The following is an 18,913-nucleotide window of genomic DNA, read 5'->3' on the forward strand; positions in this document are numbered from 1 at the left end:
AAGCTATTATTTAAATTTAATTTTGATCTTCTTATATTTTGAAGTATTCCAAACTAATGGAATGGTTAAGCTATTATTTTTGGCATTCCATGTACATTTTACCCTTTTGCCATCAATTTTTATTCGCTTTGGTTCATTTTTGATATTATGAATAATCAAATCTATTTGCTTAGATTTTGATTCAGAATCAGAACCAATTTCTGCTTCGAAATCAATCTCTAACCAGCGTCTCTTAATTTTTGCTTCAAACTCTAAAACTTCATACTGCCCCGTTTCATAAGCATTAGCTGTTTCTCCATCATCATTATAAAATTTTCGCTCGCTAGCTTTAACAGAATTATGATGATAATAATGTATCTCTAATGCATTCGCATCATAACCTTCTGTACTTTGCATAGGTTTTGCTATGGGAATAAAAGCTCCCGCTCGAATGTAGGTTGGAATTGAATTTTCTTTTAACCCTATAGTTTTTGTTTGTCCGCCATCAATAGTTTCATCAGTATAGAAATCAAACCAAATATTATTCTTAGCAAAATATACATCTTGATTTTTTATACCAGCTTTTAAAACAGGTGACACCAAAATATCATGTCCCCATAAATAGCTTTTTGAGTAATTAAATAGCTTTTCATTATTTGGCTCTTCAAAAAATAAAGGTCGCATTAGAGGATTTCCAAACTGATTATTCTCGTAAACTAATTGATAGTTATAAGGCAGCAACTTATAACGTAGTTCTATAGCTTTTTTTGCTAAAGCTTTAGCTTTTTCACTTCTAAAAACAGGTTCGCTTGGTACATCTTCTTGAGCGTGAGGTCTAAAAATGGGTTGAAAAACACCGTATTGCAACCACCTAACATATAACTCATCGTCTAAATTTGCACCGGCAAATCCTCCTAAATCAGAGTGCATATATGCTAGACCTTGCATCCCCATTTGTATTGCAATTTCTGGTTGACTTTGTAAACCGCCCCAAGTTCTATTTACATCACCTGACCAAGGAATAAGACCATAGCGTTGCGAGCCTGAATATCCTGCTCGCATTAAAATAAATGGTCGTGTGTTAGGAAAATCTCTTTTATAACCCTCATGTATTAATCGTGCCCAATCGTGACCGTAAATGTTATGAACTTCATCGGCAGTTCCTTTGGCATGAATCAAATCTGAAGGGTGTACTTCTGGCTCACCCAAATCTCCCCAAACACCAGCAACTCCTTTATTTGCTAAATCTTTGTATATATTCCAAAACCATTGTTCTGCTTTTGGTTTATAAATATCGATTAAACCAGTATTCCCAAAATAGAAATCATATTTATAAGGGTTTCCCAGAGAGTCTTTTGCTAAAACGTCCTCTTTTACAGCATCTTCCCATCGCTTTGAAGTAGTTAAAATAAATGGCTCTGTAATGGTTATCGTTTTAACGCCTTTATTTTTTAAACGTGATACCATGCCTTCAAAATCGGGAAACGAATCGCGAAAAACCTCTAAATTACCCATGGTTCCTGTCATTTCTTTACCAAACCAGTATAGGTCTAAAATAATGGCATCTACAGGTATATTTTCTTTTTTAAACTCATTAATAGTTCCCTCAACTTCCTGCTGCGAGTGATATCCAAATCTACTTGAAAAATTACCTAAAGCCCAACGAGGAAGCATAGGTTGCTTACCTGTTAAATTTGTATAATTATCAATAATATCAAGCCAAGAATTACCAACAATAACTTGATAAGTTTTTCTACCTGAAATGGTTTCGTAAGTTAACGTATTATCTTTTTTACTATCTAAATCTAAAAATCCAATTGGTGCATTATCAAAATGTACCATGTATTTATTTGAAGACATAACAATAGGAAGTGTAAAATTCATTAATTCACTTCGTGTTTCGTAGCCATAATGTGCTTTATTATAAAGTTGTAATCGGTTACCACGACGATTCATCCCTAAAGCACGAGCTCCTCCACCGTATAAAACTTCATCTTCTTTTAAATTGAATTGAATGGTTTCTAAACTATCATTCTTTATGTAACCTCCTTTTTCAGAAATGATTGGTTCTCCTTTATAAGAATAGGATATTTGAAAGGGTTCTTTTTGAATATTAACTTGGATTCCATCAGTTTTTATCAAAGCAAAACCATCTTTATCAACTAATGACTTAATTATCTTATTTTGAGTTGTTATTAACTTATGTGCAGTAAATAAATATTCCTTTTCATTTGTGTATGTAACAATAGCATGAGATTTATAAGTATACTTCTCACCTAGTGGAATAAATGATGTTTCTATAATTTGAGTATTAAAAAACTGAATAATATATCTTCCATCGCTTACTTCAATTTCAATAGTATTATCTTTTTCGGCAATACTTTTAAAAATGCGATTTGGGTTTTGCCCAAAAGACAAAGCTGTTAATAATAGAAAAAATAAGAATAACTTCAAATGCTTCATTCTATGCTTATTGATTAATAAACAACCAAGAAATTGCTTGTTTAAATTCGGTTTTCCAAAATGATTCGCTGTGAATTCCATTTGGCTCAATCTTTTTATGAATATTTGAAAACCCATTTAATTCCATTAGTTCAACCATTCTATTCATATTATTAACCATCTCTTCTCCTTCTTGATCTCCTATCAAATAATAAAACTTAGTGTTATTAGGGTGCTCTTCTGTAAACTTAAAACCATTTTCAGCATACCAAAATGATGGAGAAAATACACCAGCTTGCCCAAATACATCTGGTCTTTTAACTGCAGCATAATGTGCAAATAAACCTCCTAAAGACGACCCCATAATACCTGTGTTATTATGATCTGGTTTGGTTCTGTATGTTTTATCAATTTCTGGTTTTAGGTTATTTACTAAAAAATCCAAATACAGCTTTCCTTCACCTTTACCATACTTCTCATGATCCCAAGCCGAATATTCATTTAAGCGTTTATTTCCCCCATGGTCTATAGCCACAACAATAAGTTCAAAACCCATTTCATTATACATTGCATTTAATGTTTCGTCAACTTCCCACTCACCTGTATAAGAGGTTTTAACATCAAATACGTTTTGCCCATCTTGAAAATATAAAACTTGATAGTGTTTATTAGAGGTTTCATAATTAGGCGGCAAATAGACACTTACTTTCCGTTTTCGATTTAACTGTGGAATTTCAAAATCTTCGGCAAACACATGTACATTTTTAGACGCTGTCGATACTTGATTATTTTCAACTAAATTATACCAGTTTGCAATATTTACTTCAACTTTTTCGTCTTGTCCTGTAAAAGCATATGTTCGGTTTTCAATTGGATTTCCATTTTCTAAACACTCAACAGTTTCCCAATTTCCTTGTGTGAATTTAAAATTAATAGTCTCTCGGTATTTAGGAATGGTAATGCTATAATTATTATTTTTCTTTTTTAATTTGAATTGTTCTCTGCCACCAGACCAACCTTCAAAATCTCCAGAAATATAAATCTCTTTGTTATAATCATGATTATTTGGAAACTGGTTAATAACAAATGTAACTACCTCATTGCCTAGCAATTTATTATCATCTTGCTTCTTCTTATCTAAACAAGAAATTAATAGAATACCTAATATTAAGATAACTAAGTGCTTTTTCATTGTAGCGTTTATAATGATAGTTTTTGAGAAATCAGAGAATAATTTTTAAATGAAGTTATTGCTTCGTTGTTAAGATGGTACTTCCTTTTTCTTTTAAAATTAGCTTGTCGTTCCATTCAATCACATTCCCAGTTATGATATTATTTAATGATTTTGCATTTAAGCCTAATTCATCAAATCGTTTTAAATCTAATTCAACCTCGATTTCATTTTTATTTAAAATATGGACAACTGTTTCATCTTCCAAAACTCTAAACAATACATAAACTCCATTTTCAGGAGCAAAATGAATTGTTTTTCCATTATGAATTGCTTTACTATTTTTACGATAATTGAGTAACTTTTTTAAATACTCCTGCATATTTTTTTGAGCATCGGTTAAGCCTTCTCCTGTAAATGCATTTACAGTATCTCCTTGCCAACCTCCAGGAAAATCTGTACGGATTAAACCATGGTCTCCAGGTTTATCAAAATCGTCCATTAAAATTTCTGTTCCGTAATATATTTGCGGAATTCTTGGCAAAGTCAATAAGTAACTTAGAGCCATTTTGGTGTTTGTAACATCTCCCTTAAGTTGTGTAAAAATGCGACTCATATCATGATTATCTGGAAAAATCATAATATCTTGTGGGCTTGCATAATGAAAATCATTTGCTAAACCTTCGTATATTTTCACTAACCCTTTATTCCATGATTCCTCTTCATTTAAAGCTTTAACAATATTAGATTGCATAGCAAAATCCATAGTAGATTTCAAGTTAGAATCGTAACCGTCTTTATTATTTGCACCTTCTTGCCAATAACCAATTAATAGTGGATTATAACTCCATTCTTCACCAACAATACTAAAATTAGGGTATTCATTCATTATAGCTCCTGCCCAAGCACTCATAAAATCTTTATCAGGATACGGGTAAGTATCTTGTCGAATACCTGCTAAACCGATGGTTTCAACCCACCAAATACTATTTTGAATAATATATTTAGCCATAAATGGGTTACGCTGATTTAAGTCTGGCATTTGGTGTGTAAACCAGCCATCTCTATTACCATCAACATCTGCTTTAGCTGCATAAATATCTTGATTACTTGTGCGTCTGTGGTTAGAATAGGTAGCCAAATCCCATTTCCATTTATCTTTGTTTTTTTCGTAATCTTCTTGATGATTTACCCAATCTTTAAACGGCAAATCTTTCATCCACCAATGTTCTATACCACAATGATTGGCGACTTGATCCATTACTAGTTTAATGTTTCTCGCTTTTGCTTTATCGGCTAGTTCTCGGTACTCTGATAATGTTCCAAAACGTGGGTCTATTTCATAAAAATCGGTCATGGCATAACCATGATATGATGACCTGGGCATGTTGTTAGTTAACAATGGGCAAGACCAAATGGCTGTAAAACCCATATCTTGAATATAATCTAAATGATTAATAATCCCTTTTATATCGCCACCATGTCTTGCATAATCATCTTTTCGATTAATCGTTGCTTCCTTTAACAGGCTTACTTTTTGTCCTGCTTCATTTATACCTGTCTTTTTTAAGAAAATATCATTTGAAGTGTCTCCATTTGCAAATCGATCTGGCGTAATTAAATATAACACATCAGAACTATTAAAACCTATATAATCTTCAGCTTGCTTTTCTCTAGACTTAATTTCATAAGTATGTATTAATTCTTCATTATTTTCAATCTTAAAAACAATATTGAATTTTCCTAATTTTACAGCTTTATCAACATTCAAATCAATAAATAAATAATTTGGGCTATCTGCCTTATGTACTTTTTTGATTGAAACACCTTCGTATGAAATTTCAAGTTTTGCTTTTGATATATTAGGGTGATTAATAAGCAATTGCAATTCAGAAGTTTTAAAACCAGCCCACCAATTTGGTGGTTCAACACGTTCAATATCGTTACGTTCAATTACAGATGTATGAGTTTCCATTTTATCTATAACTATATCATTTTGTTTTTTGCACGATATACTAAAAACAACTACGAATAAAAGATATATTTTGATTGATTTATACATGCTATCGATTTTAAATAGTTAATCTAATCTATACAGTTACTAAATTATTGGGCTCAATTGTTACCAATTCATTGTTTACCAAAATTTGTAGAGCAGTTTCATTCTCTAATTCAAAATTAGTTTCATTCTGACACACATTTACTTTTATAATAGCTCCTCTAAAATTAACTTTAAAAGAATAAGCATCCCATTGTTCAGGGATTTTTGGGGTAAAGGATAATATATTATCCTTAACTCGCATCCCGCCAAAACCTTCAACAATACTCATCCATGTTCCTGCCATTGATGTTATGTGTAATCCTTCATGTACTTCATGATTATAATCATCTAAATCTAAACGAGATGTACGCAAATAAAACTCATATGCTTGTTCCATTCTGCCTAATTTAGCGGCTTGAATACTATGCACACAAGGGGACAATGAGCTTTCGTGCACTGTAAAAGGTTCATAAAAATCAAAATGTTTTTCTAATTCGTCCTTTGTAAATTCATCTTCAAAGAAATACAACCCTTGCAAAACATCGGCTTGTTTTATATAAGGTGAACGCAAAATTTTGTCCCAAGACCATTTTTGGTTAATTGGTCTTTGTGATTTATCTAGCTTAGATACAGGAATTAATTCTTTATCTAAAAAACCATCTTGTTGAAGAAATACTTGATGTTTTTCTGAATAAGGGAAATACATATTATCAGCAACCGCTTTCCAAAGCGCCATCTCTGTTTTAGAAAGTTTAACTTTTTTGGCAATTCTTAAAAAGTCTGAATGATAATCTGCGTCTACTTTTTCAATCGTTTCTATAGTGTAATTAATACACCATTGTGCTAAATAGTTAGTATACCAATTATTATTTACATTATTCTCGTATTCGTTTGGTCCGGTAACTCCAAGAATAACATATTTATTTTTTTCTTTAGAAAAGTTAGCGCGTTGTTGCCAAAAACGAGCAATACCAATTAGCACTTCTAAACCTTTTTCTGGAATATAACTATAATCCCCAGTATAACGATAGTAATTAAATATGGCAAATGCGATGGCCCCGTTACGATGGATTTCTTCAAATGTAATTTCCCATTCGTTATGGCATTCTTCTCCATTCATTGTAACCATAGGGTATAGTGCTGCGCCATTATTTAATCCAATGTTTTTAGCATTCTCTATGGCTTTTTCTAAATGATTATAACGATATTCCAACAAGCTTCTAGCTACTTGCTGATCTTTTGTTGCCATGTAAAAAGGAATACAGTAGGCCTCAGTATCCCAATAGGTGCTACCTCCGTATTTTTCGCCTGTAAATCCTTTTGGGCCAATATTTAATCTAGAATCTTTACCTAAATAGGTTTGATTTAATTGAAAAATATTAAAACGAATACCTTGTTGCGCTTTTACATCTCCAGTAATATTAATATCTGCACTTTCCCAAATATTTGCCCAAGCTTCTTTTTGTTTTAGTAACAAACCTTCAAATCCAATTTTTTTAGCTTTTTCTAAAATTTGCTTTGATACAGAAGCTAATTCACTTTTATCATAATTTCTGTCTGCAACATAACCTCCAAATTTTTGAATAGAATAAGTTTCACCTTTGTCAACTTCGAAATTATAATTAAATGATATTTGATTAGAATCTGTTTTTATAGTGGACTCTATTGAAGTTTCTTTATTGTTTATAAAGATTTTAGATTCCATAAAGGTACAGGTATAAAAATCTGTTTTCATGGTTTTAGCTTCAATAAATGCCTGATGATTTTTATGATTTACTTTTAAAGTGTCCCAGAATTTATCATCCCAATTGGTATCTTCATTAGTAATACTAGCATCTAAATAGGGTTGAAATTGAACTTTAGCATTACCATTTAAAGGCTTAATACTATATTCTATTGCTCCTAATTCTTCTATATCTAAACTTAAAAAACGCTTAGTTTCAACTTCAACTTGAATATTATTGTTCAGTGTAGCTATAAAACATCGAGACAACCAACCTTCTTGCATGTTGAGTTCTCTTTTAAAGTTCTCAACTTTTTTACATGAAAACAGGTCTAGTTGCTCATCATTTATAGAAACATTTATGCCTATCCAATTTGGTGCATTAAGCACTTTAGCAAAATATTCTGGATATCCGTTTTTCCACCAACCTACTCTAGTTTTGTCTGGATAATATACTCCAGCTATATAACTGCCTTGAAATGTTGGTCCAGAATAATGTTCTTCAAAATTAGCACGTTGCCCCATAGCACCGTTACCAATGCTAAATAAACTTTCGGAAGATTTTACTCGATTTGCATCAAAGCCTTCTTCTATTAAGGACCAATTATCTGGTTTTATATAATCTTGATTCATTTTTATTTATTATTAAAATAAGAGTCTTCATTTTAATTCTCTCTTCAACGTAATACTCTTATATTTTCTCTAATTCTTTCTTTTTTACTTTACTTATTTTCTCAATAAATTCTGAGCTTATCTGAGTAAAATCTTTAAAAACAAAGTCAGCTTCGTTTAAAACAGAAACTTCACCAATTCCTATTGAAATCATATTTGCTTTATTTGCAGCCTGTATACCTGCAACAGAGTCCTCAAAAACAACGCAATCTTCTACTGGTATATTTACCCTATTTGCGGCTTTTAAAAAGACCTCAGGATCTGGTTTTGCGTTAGTAACATCATTGCCATCAACAATAGCATTAAATTGATGTAAAAGGTTTACTTTTTTAAGTATTTGTTTAGAGTTTTTACTTGCAGAACCTAAAGCTATAGGTTGATTTTGTTGAGATAAATAGTTTAATATTTTTGTGACATCTGGAAGAATTTCGCTTTCATCCATATTAGAAATGTAGCTCAAATATTCCTCATTTTTTTTAGACATAAGTTTTAAAAATTCCTCATTAGAAAGTGTTTTGTTTCCCCACTCAAGAATCTTTTTTAATGAGCTTTCTCTACTTACCCCTTTTAATTGTTCGTTTTGTATATGCGTAAAATCTATACCTATACTATTAGCTAAAGCTTTCCAAGCTAAATAATGATATTTTGCAGTGTCAACAATAACACCATCTAAATCGAATATAAATCCTTTTTTATTCATTGATTGTTGTTTATCCTTGATATGAAACGGCATTTTTATTTGTAATTAATAAATTACATAATCCCGCAATAATTAAACTTATTCCGGCAACTGTCATAGCATTAATGGCTTCTTTGCCTAATAACCCAGAGATGTAGTTTATCCCTCCTACAGCAGCAATAATTTGAGGAATAACTATAAACATATTAAAAATGCCCATGAACACGCCCATTTTTTTAGGGTCTACAGAACTAGATAGCATAGCATAAGGCATTGAAAGAATACTTCCCCATGCAAAACCTATAAGTACAAAACAATATTTTAAATTTTCAGGAGATGTGTAGTACATATATATAAAACCTATGCCACCAATTATCAAAGAAAACATGTGTACAAATTTTCTATTTACTCGTCTTTTTGATGTGTAAAGCACCAATAAAAGTGCAAATACCATAGAAGATAATCCATAAACACCCATGGCAGATCCCACTAAATTTGATGACTTTTGAAATGCTGTGTTAGCAGTATTAAAGGCTTCAGCCTGAACTGCATTAGTCATATCATATGCAGATTGTATAGGTGCTGGTGTACTAAATACGTGCTCGGTTAAAGCAGGGTTTGCTAAACTCCACATGGTAAAAAATGCAAACCAGCTAAAAAATTGAATAACACCTAGCTTTTTCATTGTTAAAGGCATGTTTCCAATATTGTTAAGTATATCTGGAATGAATTGATTTTTTTTTGCCTTCTCTTTTTCAAATTCCTCCATGTCTTCAGGAGGATATTCAGAAGTTGTAAAAACCGTATATAATATGCTTATTAAAAATACAAGCGCACCTATTGCAAAAGCAACTTTTACTGAATTTGGAATCACCCCAGAAGCTGCAGAATCGCTTACGCCTAATTGAGAAACCATCCAAGGTAAATTACTTGCTACCCATGTTCCAATTCCAATAATTAAAGTTTGAACTACAAAACCATAAGTACGTTGCGACTCAGTAAGTTTGTCAGCAACCAATGCTCTAAAAGGCTCCATTGAAATATTTATAGAAGCATCAAGTATCCATAAAAATCCTGCAGCTACCCATAATGCTGGAGAATATGGCACAAAAAATAGGGCTACTGAACTTAAAACAGCTCCAATTAAAAAGTATGGCCGACGTCTTCCCCATCTTGGACTCCAAGTTCTATCACTTAAATAACCAATGATAGGCTGAACTAACAGACCTGTTAATGGTGCGGCAATCCACATGATTGGTATATCATGAATATCGGCTCCTAATGTTTGAAATATTCGAGACATGAACCCGCCTTGTAAGGCAAATCCAAATTGTATCCCCAAAAAACCGAAACTCATGTTCCAAATTTCCCAGAAACTTAATCTACGCTTTTCCATTAATAGTATGTTTAAATTAATACTATTTCGATAAGCGATAACTTATCAAAACTTATTGTGAGAAGTGAAAATATAAGTTTTGATTTCGAACCAAAGATATAAAAGAATTTTATTTTTCCTAATAAAACTTTTGCTTCAATAATATTTAACGAAACTGTTTAGTTGATTCTCTTTCAATTATTTCGGTTTCAATAACCACTTTTATAAAGTCTGATTTTCTCTCATCATTAGTGAAATACTGGTCATCTTCAGTATCTGCCGCCACTAATCTGTCTATTAGTAAATTCGCGGCTTGCTCTCCTATTTTTTGACCATGTTGGCTAACTGTAGTTAAACTTGGTGTTGCATGTTTCGATAGAACTCCATCAGTAAAACCAATAACTTGAATATTATCTGGAATACTTAAACCTAACTTTCTTGCAACCTTCATTGCAGTAACTGCATAAAGCTCGTTAACTGCAAAAACACCATCAATACTACCATTAATTTTGAAGAATTGTTCTATTTCAAGTTCTAAATCTTCTAAATGATTTTCAACATCTAAACTATCGTCTATTTTCAATATTAAATTAGGGTCAGCAATTATTTTATGGCTTTCTAAAGCTTCTATATAACCTTGAGTTCTCAGTCTTCCAACGCTTACATAATCCATAGTAGTTATAAGTGCAATATTTTTACAATTGTTCTCAATAAGTTTATTCACTGCCTTAACAGACCCATTAAAATCGTCAACAATTACCTTATCACAATCCACTTCATTTACAACCCTATCAAACATTACAATAGGCATTCCTTGATTTATAGTAGCATTAAAATGATGGTAGTCTTGTTTCAACAAGGTTTCTTTAGATATAGACAAAATAAACCCATCAATACTACCATTAGCAAGCATTTCCATATTGATGATTTCTTTTGTAAACGATTCGTTAGATAACCCAACAATAACATTATAACCACGCCTGTTTGCTACTAATTCAATGCCTCTAATTACTGTAGAGAAAAAATGGTGCACTATTTCTGGAATTAATATACCAATGGTTTTAGTTTTTCTGTTTTTTAAACTAAGTGCAATATTATTGGGCTTATAGTTATAAAGCTTAGCAAATGCTTGTATTTTTTGCGTAGTATCTTCGCTAATTTCCTTGCTATTACTAAGCGCTTTTGAAACTGTTGAAATAGAAACATCTAATTCTCGCGCTATTTGTTTCAAAGTTATTTTTCTTTTCATTGGGCAATTTATTTAATAGCAATTATTGCTTTATAAAAAATCTGTTATAAAGATATTATTTTTAAGATGTAATTATGTATGTTTTCCTCAATAAAAACAGCAAATCATGAAAAGTTTTCAACACGAAAACGTTTTCGCTAAGAATTTCGTAATTCAAAATTATTTCTTTACACAGAGTTTACATAGTTTTAACCTGAGAAGTGAAAATATATACTGACTAATTTAAAAATTAACTCTAAAGAATTTATATGAAAACAACAATTAATAGTTTATTGTTTTTGCTGTTTATTTTGCCAACATTTATGTTTGGGCAAAATACACTTACAGGAACAGTAACAGAACAATCAACTTCTATTCCGCTTCCAGGGGTAAATGTCGTTATAAAAGACTCGGCAACTGGAACAGCAACAGATTTTGATGGTAATTATCAAATTGAGGTTAACAACGGAGATATTATTGTATTCTCATATATAGGTTATCAGCCAATTGAAATTACTTATTCAGGGCAAGCTTCATTAAATGTTCAATTAATTGAAGATACAGCCCAACTGAACGAAATTGTTATCATTGGTTATGGGTCTACAACTAAAAAAGATGCCACAGGTTCTGTAGAAGCAATTACCTCTGAAGATTTTACAAAAGGAAACATTGTTACTACCGAGAATCTATTGAGTGGACGTGTATCTGGTGTTAGTATTACAACTGATGGTGCTCCTGGTACTGGCTCTCAAATCACTATTAGAGGTGGTTCTTCCATAAATGCATCAAATAACCCACTTATTATTATTGATGGGTTACCAATTGACAACAATGGCTTAAATGGTTCTAGAGGTATTTTAGCGAGTATCAATCCTAACGATATTGATTCATTTTCTGTTTTAAAAGATGCATCTGCAACCGCAATTTATGGTTCTAGAGCATCAAACGGAGTCATTATTATTGTTACTAAAAAAGGTAAATCTACATTTAGTGCTACTTACGACACTCAATATAGCTTTGGTGAAATAACAGATAGAATAAATGTTTTTTCTGCTAATGCTTACAGGCAGTTAGTAGCTTCGCAACCAATTAACGGGACAACGTTAGACGAAAGCTTGTTAGGCAGTGCAAACACCAATTGGCAAGATGAAATTTTTAGAAATACAGTTTCATCTCAACATAATTTAACTATGCAAGGATCTCTTTTTAAAGTATTGCCTGCTAGGTTTTCTTTTGGAATTACTGACCAAGAAGGAGCAATTATAACATCAGAATTTGAAAGACGAAGTTTAGGCTTAGCATTAAACCCAAAGTTCTTTGATGATCATTTAAAAGTTAGTTTAAACGCTAACCTTGCTTTTGAAGATAACAGATTTGGTAATAATGTTGGAGGTGCTTTACGTTACGATCCAACACAACCAGTATATGATCCATCATCACCTTTTGGCGGTTTTTACCAGCATAGAAATGGAACAATTGTTTCTAACGGCACTACAAACCCTGTTGCATCACTATTACAAGCAAATAATACAGGGGATTCTAATAGAACTTACGGTAATTTAAATTTTGACTATAAATTTCATTTTTTACCAGAATTAAGAGCTGTATTAAATATTGGATATGATGAGACTGAAGCTAAAACCATAAATGTAACATCTACCTTGGTTCCTACAAACGACCCTGTTAAAGGAAATAATTCTAGGGGGTATCAAAAAAGAACGAATAAATTACTTGATGGTTATTTAACTTATAATAAAGAATTTGATAAATTCCGTACTGAATTTACTGCTGGTTATTCTTATCAAAAATTCACCAATAACGGAGGTAATACAGGCAATAGTAGAGATCCATTAAGTTTTTCGTCAACTTTTGCAGACCCAGATGTGGTTTTAATTGGATTATTTGGTAGAGCTAATGTTACTTTTCTAGATAAATACTTGTTAACATTAACTTATAGACGAGACGGAACATCGCGCTTCAGTAAAGAAAATCAATGGGGTGATTTTCCTGCCGCTGCATTGGCTTGGAACATAAGTGATGAAGATTTCTTAAAAGATTCAAAACTAATTTCTAATTTAAAGTTAAGAGCTAGTTATGGTATTACTGGACAACAAGAGCTACAAGAAAAAGACATATTTTTGAACAGATATAGAGGGGGCGATGTCAATTCACAATATCAATTTGGGAATACAGTAATTCAGTCTTTAATAGCATCAGAAATAAACCCAGATATAAAATGGGAAGAAACTGCAACTTTAGAATTTGGTATAGATTATGGGTTATTTGATGAAAGGCTTTCCGGTTCGTTAAACTTTTTTCAAAAAAATTCAACTGATTTATTATTTACCGCATCTGTAGCAGATGGTACTAACTTTTCAAACAGTATTATTCAAAACATAGGTGAATTACAAATTCAAGGTATCGAGTTTTCTTTAAATGCAGATGTTGTTAAACAAGATGATTTTACTGTTGATTTTAACTTTAATGCAACTTTTCTAGATAGAGAGATTAAAGAATTAGCACTAGGACAAGATGTAAGAACTGGTGGAATTTCTGGTGGTACAGGAAACAACATTCAAATATTAAGAGAAGGTTTTTCTCCTAATTCATTTAGTGTTTTCAAACAATTATACGATAACTCAGGTAATCCTATTGAAGGTGCTTTTGTAGATTTAAATGGTGACAACGTTATTAATGATGATGACCGTTATTTAAAAGAAAACCCTGGAGCTGATGTTATTTTAGGGTTTCAATCTAACATCAATTATAAAAACTTAGATTTATCTTTTAATTTAAGAGCCAACCTAGGAAACTACGTTTACAATAACGTAAATTCTTCTAGAGCACAATACGAATTATTACAAGACAATGCTGTATTAGGAAATGTACCAACATCGGTTTTAAATACAGGATTCCAACGAACTTCTGATGTTATCATTTCTGATATATACGTTGAAGATGCATCATTCCTAAAAATGGACAATATAACGTTAGGTTATACTTTTAACAATATCTCTAAACATTTAAAAAGCTTAAGATTATGGGGAGGTATCCAAAACGTATTTACTATAACTAATTATAGTGGGTTAGATCCAGAAGTATTTAATGGAATTGATAATACAATTTACCCTAGACCAAGAACTATTTTGGCAGGCGCTAATTTTAAATTTTAAAAAAACTATGAAAACAAGATTTAAAATACACAAAACAATTGGGTTAGTAATGCTTTTCGTTTTGGCATTAACATCCTGTACGGACGATTTGAATATCGTACCAAATGACGACCAAACCACTTTAAGTGAAGATCTTTTTAACGATGAAGCTGCATATAAACAAGTACTAGCTGGTGTCTACGCCAATTTAGCTTTAACAGGTACAGATGGGGGTGGTAGCTCAAATCTTAAAAATATTGATGCAGGAACCAGTCAATTTGGACGTGTCCTTTTATATGTACAAACACTTTCTGCAGATCAAATGATTTGGTCTTATGAAAATGACCCAGGAACTAGAGAAATTCAAAGAAATTTATGGACAGCTCAAAATCCATTACTCTTAGGCATGTTTAGTAGAGCACATCTTTCTATTGCTCTAGCAAATAATTTTTTAAGAGAAACTACAGATGCAAAATTAGACTCAAGAAATGTTTCCACATCCGTAAGAAATGAGATACCAGCCTATAGAGCTGAAGCTCGATTAATGAGGGCTATGGCATATTATTACATGATGGATATTTTTGGGAAAGCAAACTTTGTTACTGAAGATGATGCACTTAATTCTCAACCTCCTGTATATGGTAGAGCTGAATTATTCTCTTTTATTGAAAGCGAGCTATTAGCAATTGATTCAGACTTAGTAAACTCAAGACAAAATGAATACGGAAGAGCTGATAAAGCTGTTGCATATATGATTTTAGCTAAAATGTACTTGAATGCACAAGTTTATGTAGGTACTGACCGTAACGCAGATTGTTTAAGCTATTGTGAAAAAATAATTGGAGGAGGTTATTCGTTAGCTACCAATTACCTTCACAACTTTATGGCAGATAACAATACAAATTCTGCTACAAATGAAATTATTTTTCCAATTATTTCAGACGGATTTACAACTCAAAACTTTGGTCCAACAACAGTTATGATTAATGGTTCTGTAGGAAGCATTGAAGTAAACGGAGCAGAAGTTGGTGTTGGTGCCGGCGGATGGGGTGGAGCTCTTAGAGTTAGAAAACAATTTGTAGAATTGTTTGACGGTTCTTTTGCTGATGACACTAGAAATACTATAATTTCAGAAGGAAGACCTATCGATATAAATGACATATCTGATAAAGATTCCGGTTATATCATTCAAAAATATTCTAATGCAACTTCAACTGGAGGTTTTGGAGTAGATCAAACTTTTGTTGACACAGACTTTCCTTTATTTAGATTAGCCGATGTGTATTTAATGTATGCTGAAGCTCATTTAAGAGGAGGTGGCGGAAGTGCTAGCACTGCACTTGGGTATGTAAATGCCTTAAGAACCAGAGCTAACAATTCTAATATGATAACAGCTGCTGGCTTAACTTTAGATTTTATTTTAGACGAAAGATCTCGTGAACTTCATTGGGAAGCTCATCGCAGACAAGATTTAATTCGTTACAACAAGTTTACTGGCGGTAATTACAATTGGGCTTGGAAAGGAAACGGAAGTAACGGTATTTCACTACCAGCACACTTTGATGTTTATCCTATTCCTACAGCAAGTATGGCGGCAAATCCTAATCTTACCCAAAACACAGGATATTAAAATTAAAACAAATTAACACGATGAAAAAAATTAAAAGAATTTCAGCAGTTAGTATTATTGGCTTAGTTTTACTATTCCTTAGTTCTTGCGAAGATACAACTGATACATTCCAAATATCTGCACCAACAGCACCTGTTTTGGCAGATTTAAACTTTACGCAAATAGAGCTTGATGCGGTTAACACATCTAATCCAGCACTTACACTAAATTGGGTAGAGTCTGATTACGGACAACAAACTGCAATAAATTACGCTGTTCAATTTGCTAACGATGATACTTTCACAAATCCAGTAACTGCAGCATCTATAACAGGTAAAAGTGATATAACACTATCTATAAGCGAAGTTAATGCAGCAGCAGGTAATGCAGGACTTAACCCTTTTGAATGGGCCACATTATATACTAGAGTTGTTGCTTCTATCGGGTCACAAAGCAGTGAGCAAATAAATTCAAATACTATTCAATTTGATGTATTTCCATACTTTAACTATGTGTTTGAGGATTTTTATTTAGTTGGAGATGCAACAGCTCCAGGCTGGAACAACAATAGCAACAACCCCGCTTTATTTAGAGACGAAAATAATAGCAACGTATATTATTACACAGGGTTTTGGGCCAATAATGGTCATTTTAAAGTTTTACAAACCAAAGGGCTATGGCAGCCACAATGGGGAACTGATGATGGTAGCACAGTAGGTAATAATCCTGGAGGTGGCGATGATCCTGAAAGATTTCCTTACGGAGGTGGCGATGGTATCCCTGAAGGGTTTTATACGTTTACAATAAACTTTGGAAATAACACTTTTACTTTTGAACCTTTTGATGCATCAGGTATTACAAGCCCTGCAACATTATCGATTCAAGGATCAAGTGTTACTAGCACAATTGCTATGACGCCATTAGCTTTTGATGGACACATATGGTTTGCATCTGGAATACATTTAACCCCAGGTGAAGTTTCATTTTTAGCAGGCTCAGATACTTGGGGTAGTTCTACTTCATTCTCTGGAGTAGCTACAAATGGTGGCGGATCAATTCCTGTAATAGTTGAAGATGATTACGATGTTTGGTTTAACGACTTAACTGGTCGTTACATTCTTATTCCGTTGAATTTATAATCATAAAAAAAATAGATATGAATTTATATATAAAAAAAATCAGCTTTCTTTTACTTTCATTAGCCTTTATTTTTACAGCTTGTGAAACTGAAGAAAGCATAACAATAACGAGTCCAGAGGCAAAGTTTGTTCTAAATACTCCAGGTATTAGTAGTGTGTTTTTAAACTTTTCATTACCAGATAATCCTGCGTTTACCATTTCTTGGAATGATGAAGTAACTGGAGGTGGCTCTTACAATGTAGAGATGTCTACAGACGAAGCATTTACAACTCCTGTTTCTTTAGGAACTACAGATAAGAGCAATTTTTCAATGACGGTAGCAGATTTTAATAATGCTATTGCAGGTACTGGTGTTAGCACATTTAAAGATATAGCTATTTACATGAGAGTCTCTGCCGGAAGTCAAATTTCAAACAACATTTTACTTTTAGTTACAACCTATCCTGTTAATGAGCAAGTAGTAAATAGTGTTTCAGATGGCGATGCCTTTGTTTTATCATTAGATAATAATGATGCTATTGCAATTACTGTAGAATGGGATGATCCTATTTTAGACTCTTCTTTAGGTGTAAACGTAGAATATTTTTTAGAAGCGGCAACAGTAGGAACTAATTTTGCAATGCCAATAGAAATGGGCTCTGTTACAAATCAAAATTCAATTTCATTAACAAATGCACAGTTAAATGCAGCAGCAATACTAAGTGGTATTCCAGTAGATTCAACTGGCGATTTAGACATAAGAGTACGTTCTGTAATTACAGATAATGCATCTGGTTCTGTACTTGAAAGAATTGGAGATACCATTACCATATCTGTAACCACTTATTTAACCGTTTTAGATTTATCTACAACTTGGGGTATTGTTGGTTCTGCTGCTAATGATTGGGGTGCTACTCCAGATTTACCTTTTTGGACAACTGATGTTGATGGTGTTCTAGTAGCCTATGTAAATTTAATTGATGGCGAAATCAAGTTTAGAGAAAATATGGATTGGGCAAACAATTATGGAGATACAGGTGTAGATGGTACATTAGATACTGGTGGAGATAACATTGCTGTTACCTCCGGTTCTTATAAAATCACAATGGATTTAAATAATCTAACTTACACGCTTGAAAACTTTTCATTAGGAATTGTAGGTGGTGCTTATAACGATTGGGGAGCAACACCAGATTTTATGCTAGAGTACGATCAATATTCTGATGTATTTAGAGGTATTGTAACCTTAATTGATGGAGAAATGAAGTTTAGAATGAACAACGATTGGGGAACCAATTGGGGTGATGATGGTGTAGACGGTACTTTAGATGAAGGTGGAGCTAACATTGTTGTAACTGCTGGTATTTATATTGCTACTGTAAACATGAATGATTTAACATACACTTTAGAACCAATAGATAATGTTTGGGGATTAGTTGGTGGTGCTTACAATGATTGGGGAGCAACGCCAGATGCCCAATTTACAAGAGATTGGTCTCGTCCTTTTAATGATATTTGGATTCTTAACGACGTAACTTTAATTGATGGCGAATATAAATTTAGAGCCAATAACGATTGGACTGTAAATTACGGAGATAATGGTGGCGATGGTGTTTTAGAAGCTGGTGGTGCAAATTTAGCTACTACCGCAGGAACTTATTCTTTTGTTTTAGATTTTTCTGACCCTGCAAACCCAACGTACACCAAAAATTAAATTTATTTT

At 32.6% G+C, this 18,913-nt stretch carries 11 protein-coding genes; 4 read left to right on the top strand and 7 right to left on the bottom strand.

Annotated elements, in window-relative coordinates:
• Positions 1-6: 6 nt before the first annotated feature.
• From M3P09_RS15300 to M3P09_RS15330, 7 genes are all read right to left on the bottom strand, one after another.
• A complete protein-coding gene (locus tag M3P09_RS15300; protein ID WP_249973806.1) occupies positions 7-2,442 on the bottom strand; it encodes a glycoside hydrolase family 31 protein in 2,436 nt (811 codons plus the stop codon).
• Positions 2,443-2,449: 7 nt separating this feature from the next.
• A complete protein-coding gene (locus M3P09_RS15305) occupies positions 2,450-3,613 on the bottom strand; it encodes an alpha/beta hydrolase (protein WP_249973807.1) in 1,164 nt (387 codons plus the stop codon).
• Between the two features lie 55 nt (positions 3,614-3,668).
• Positions 3,669-5,654: a glycoside hydrolase family 13 protein gene (locus M3P09_RS15310; RefSeq protein ID WP_249973808.1), complete on the bottom strand. Its 1,986-nt coding sequence runs from the start codon at positions 5,652-5,654 to the stop codon at positions 3,669-3,671.
• 28 nt (positions 5,655-5,682) lie between these two features.
• On the bottom strand, positions 5,683-7,989 hold the full coding sequence (locus tag M3P09_RS15315; RefSeq protein WP_249973809.1) for a glycoside hydrolase family 65 protein: 2,307 nt from the start codon (positions 7,987-7,989) through the stop codon (positions 5,683-5,685).
• Between the two features lie 58 nt (positions 7,990-8,047).
• Positions 8,048-8,728: a beta-phosphoglucomutase gene (pgmB, locus tag M3P09_RS15320; protein WP_249973810.1), complete on the bottom strand. Its 681-nt coding sequence runs from the start codon at positions 8,726-8,728 to the stop codon at positions 8,048-8,050.
• A gap of 10 nt (positions 8,729-8,738) precedes the next feature.
• Positions 8,739-10,103 (bottom strand): MFS transporter, encoded by a 1,365-nt coding sequence (locus M3P09_RS15325; RefSeq protein ID WP_099562978.1) that lies wholly within the window; start codon positions 10,101-10,103, stop codon positions 8,739-8,741.
• A gap of 145 nt (positions 10,104-10,248) precedes the next feature.
• The gene (locus tag M3P09_RS15330; RefSeq protein WP_099562979.1) at positions 10,249-11,331 is read right to left on the bottom strand and encodes a LacI family DNA-binding transcriptional regulator; all 1,083 of its coding nucleotides are present in this window, start codon (positions 11,329-11,331) and stop codon (positions 10,249-10,251) included.
• 248 nt (positions 11,332-11,579) lie between these two features.
• On the opposite strand from M3P09_RS15330, the gene M3P09_RS15335 reads away from it, so the two are divergent.
• The 4 genes from M3P09_RS15335 to M3P09_RS15350 are packed head-to-tail and all read left to right on the top strand — an operon-like array spanning position 11,580 to position 18,904.
• On the top strand, positions 11,580-14,483 hold the full coding sequence (locus M3P09_RS15335; RefSeq protein ID WP_099562980.1) for a SusC/RagA family TonB-linked outer membrane protein: 2,904 nt from the start codon (positions 11,580-11,582) through the stop codon (positions 14,481-14,483).
• Between the two features lie 7 nt (positions 14,484-14,490).
• Positions 14,491-16,092, top strand: coding sequence for a RagB/SusD family nutrient uptake outer membrane protein (locus M3P09_RS15340; protein WP_249973811.1), 1,602 nt, complete (start codon positions 14,491-14,493; stop codon positions 16,090-16,092).
• Positions 16,093-16,112: 20 nt separating this feature from the next.
• A complete protein-coding gene (locus M3P09_RS15345; RefSeq protein ID WP_249973812.1) occupies positions 16,113-17,210 on the top strand; it encodes a SusE domain-containing protein in 1,098 nt (365 codons plus the stop codon).
• Between the two features lie 17 nt (positions 17,211-17,227).
• Positions 17,228-18,904 carry a SusE domain-containing protein gene (locus M3P09_RS15350; RefSeq protein ID WP_249973813.1) on the top strand — a complete coding sequence of 559 codons (1,677 nt, stop codon included), beginning with the start codon at positions 17,228-17,230 and terminating at the stop codon, positions 18,902-18,904.
• Positions 18,905-18,913 lie beyond the last annotated feature (9 nt).

This window comes from Jejuia spongiicola (assembly GCF_023502325.1).
Lineage (GTDB): Bacteria > Bacteroidota > Bacteroidia > Flavobacteriales > Flavobacteriaceae > Wocania_A > Wocania_A spongiicola.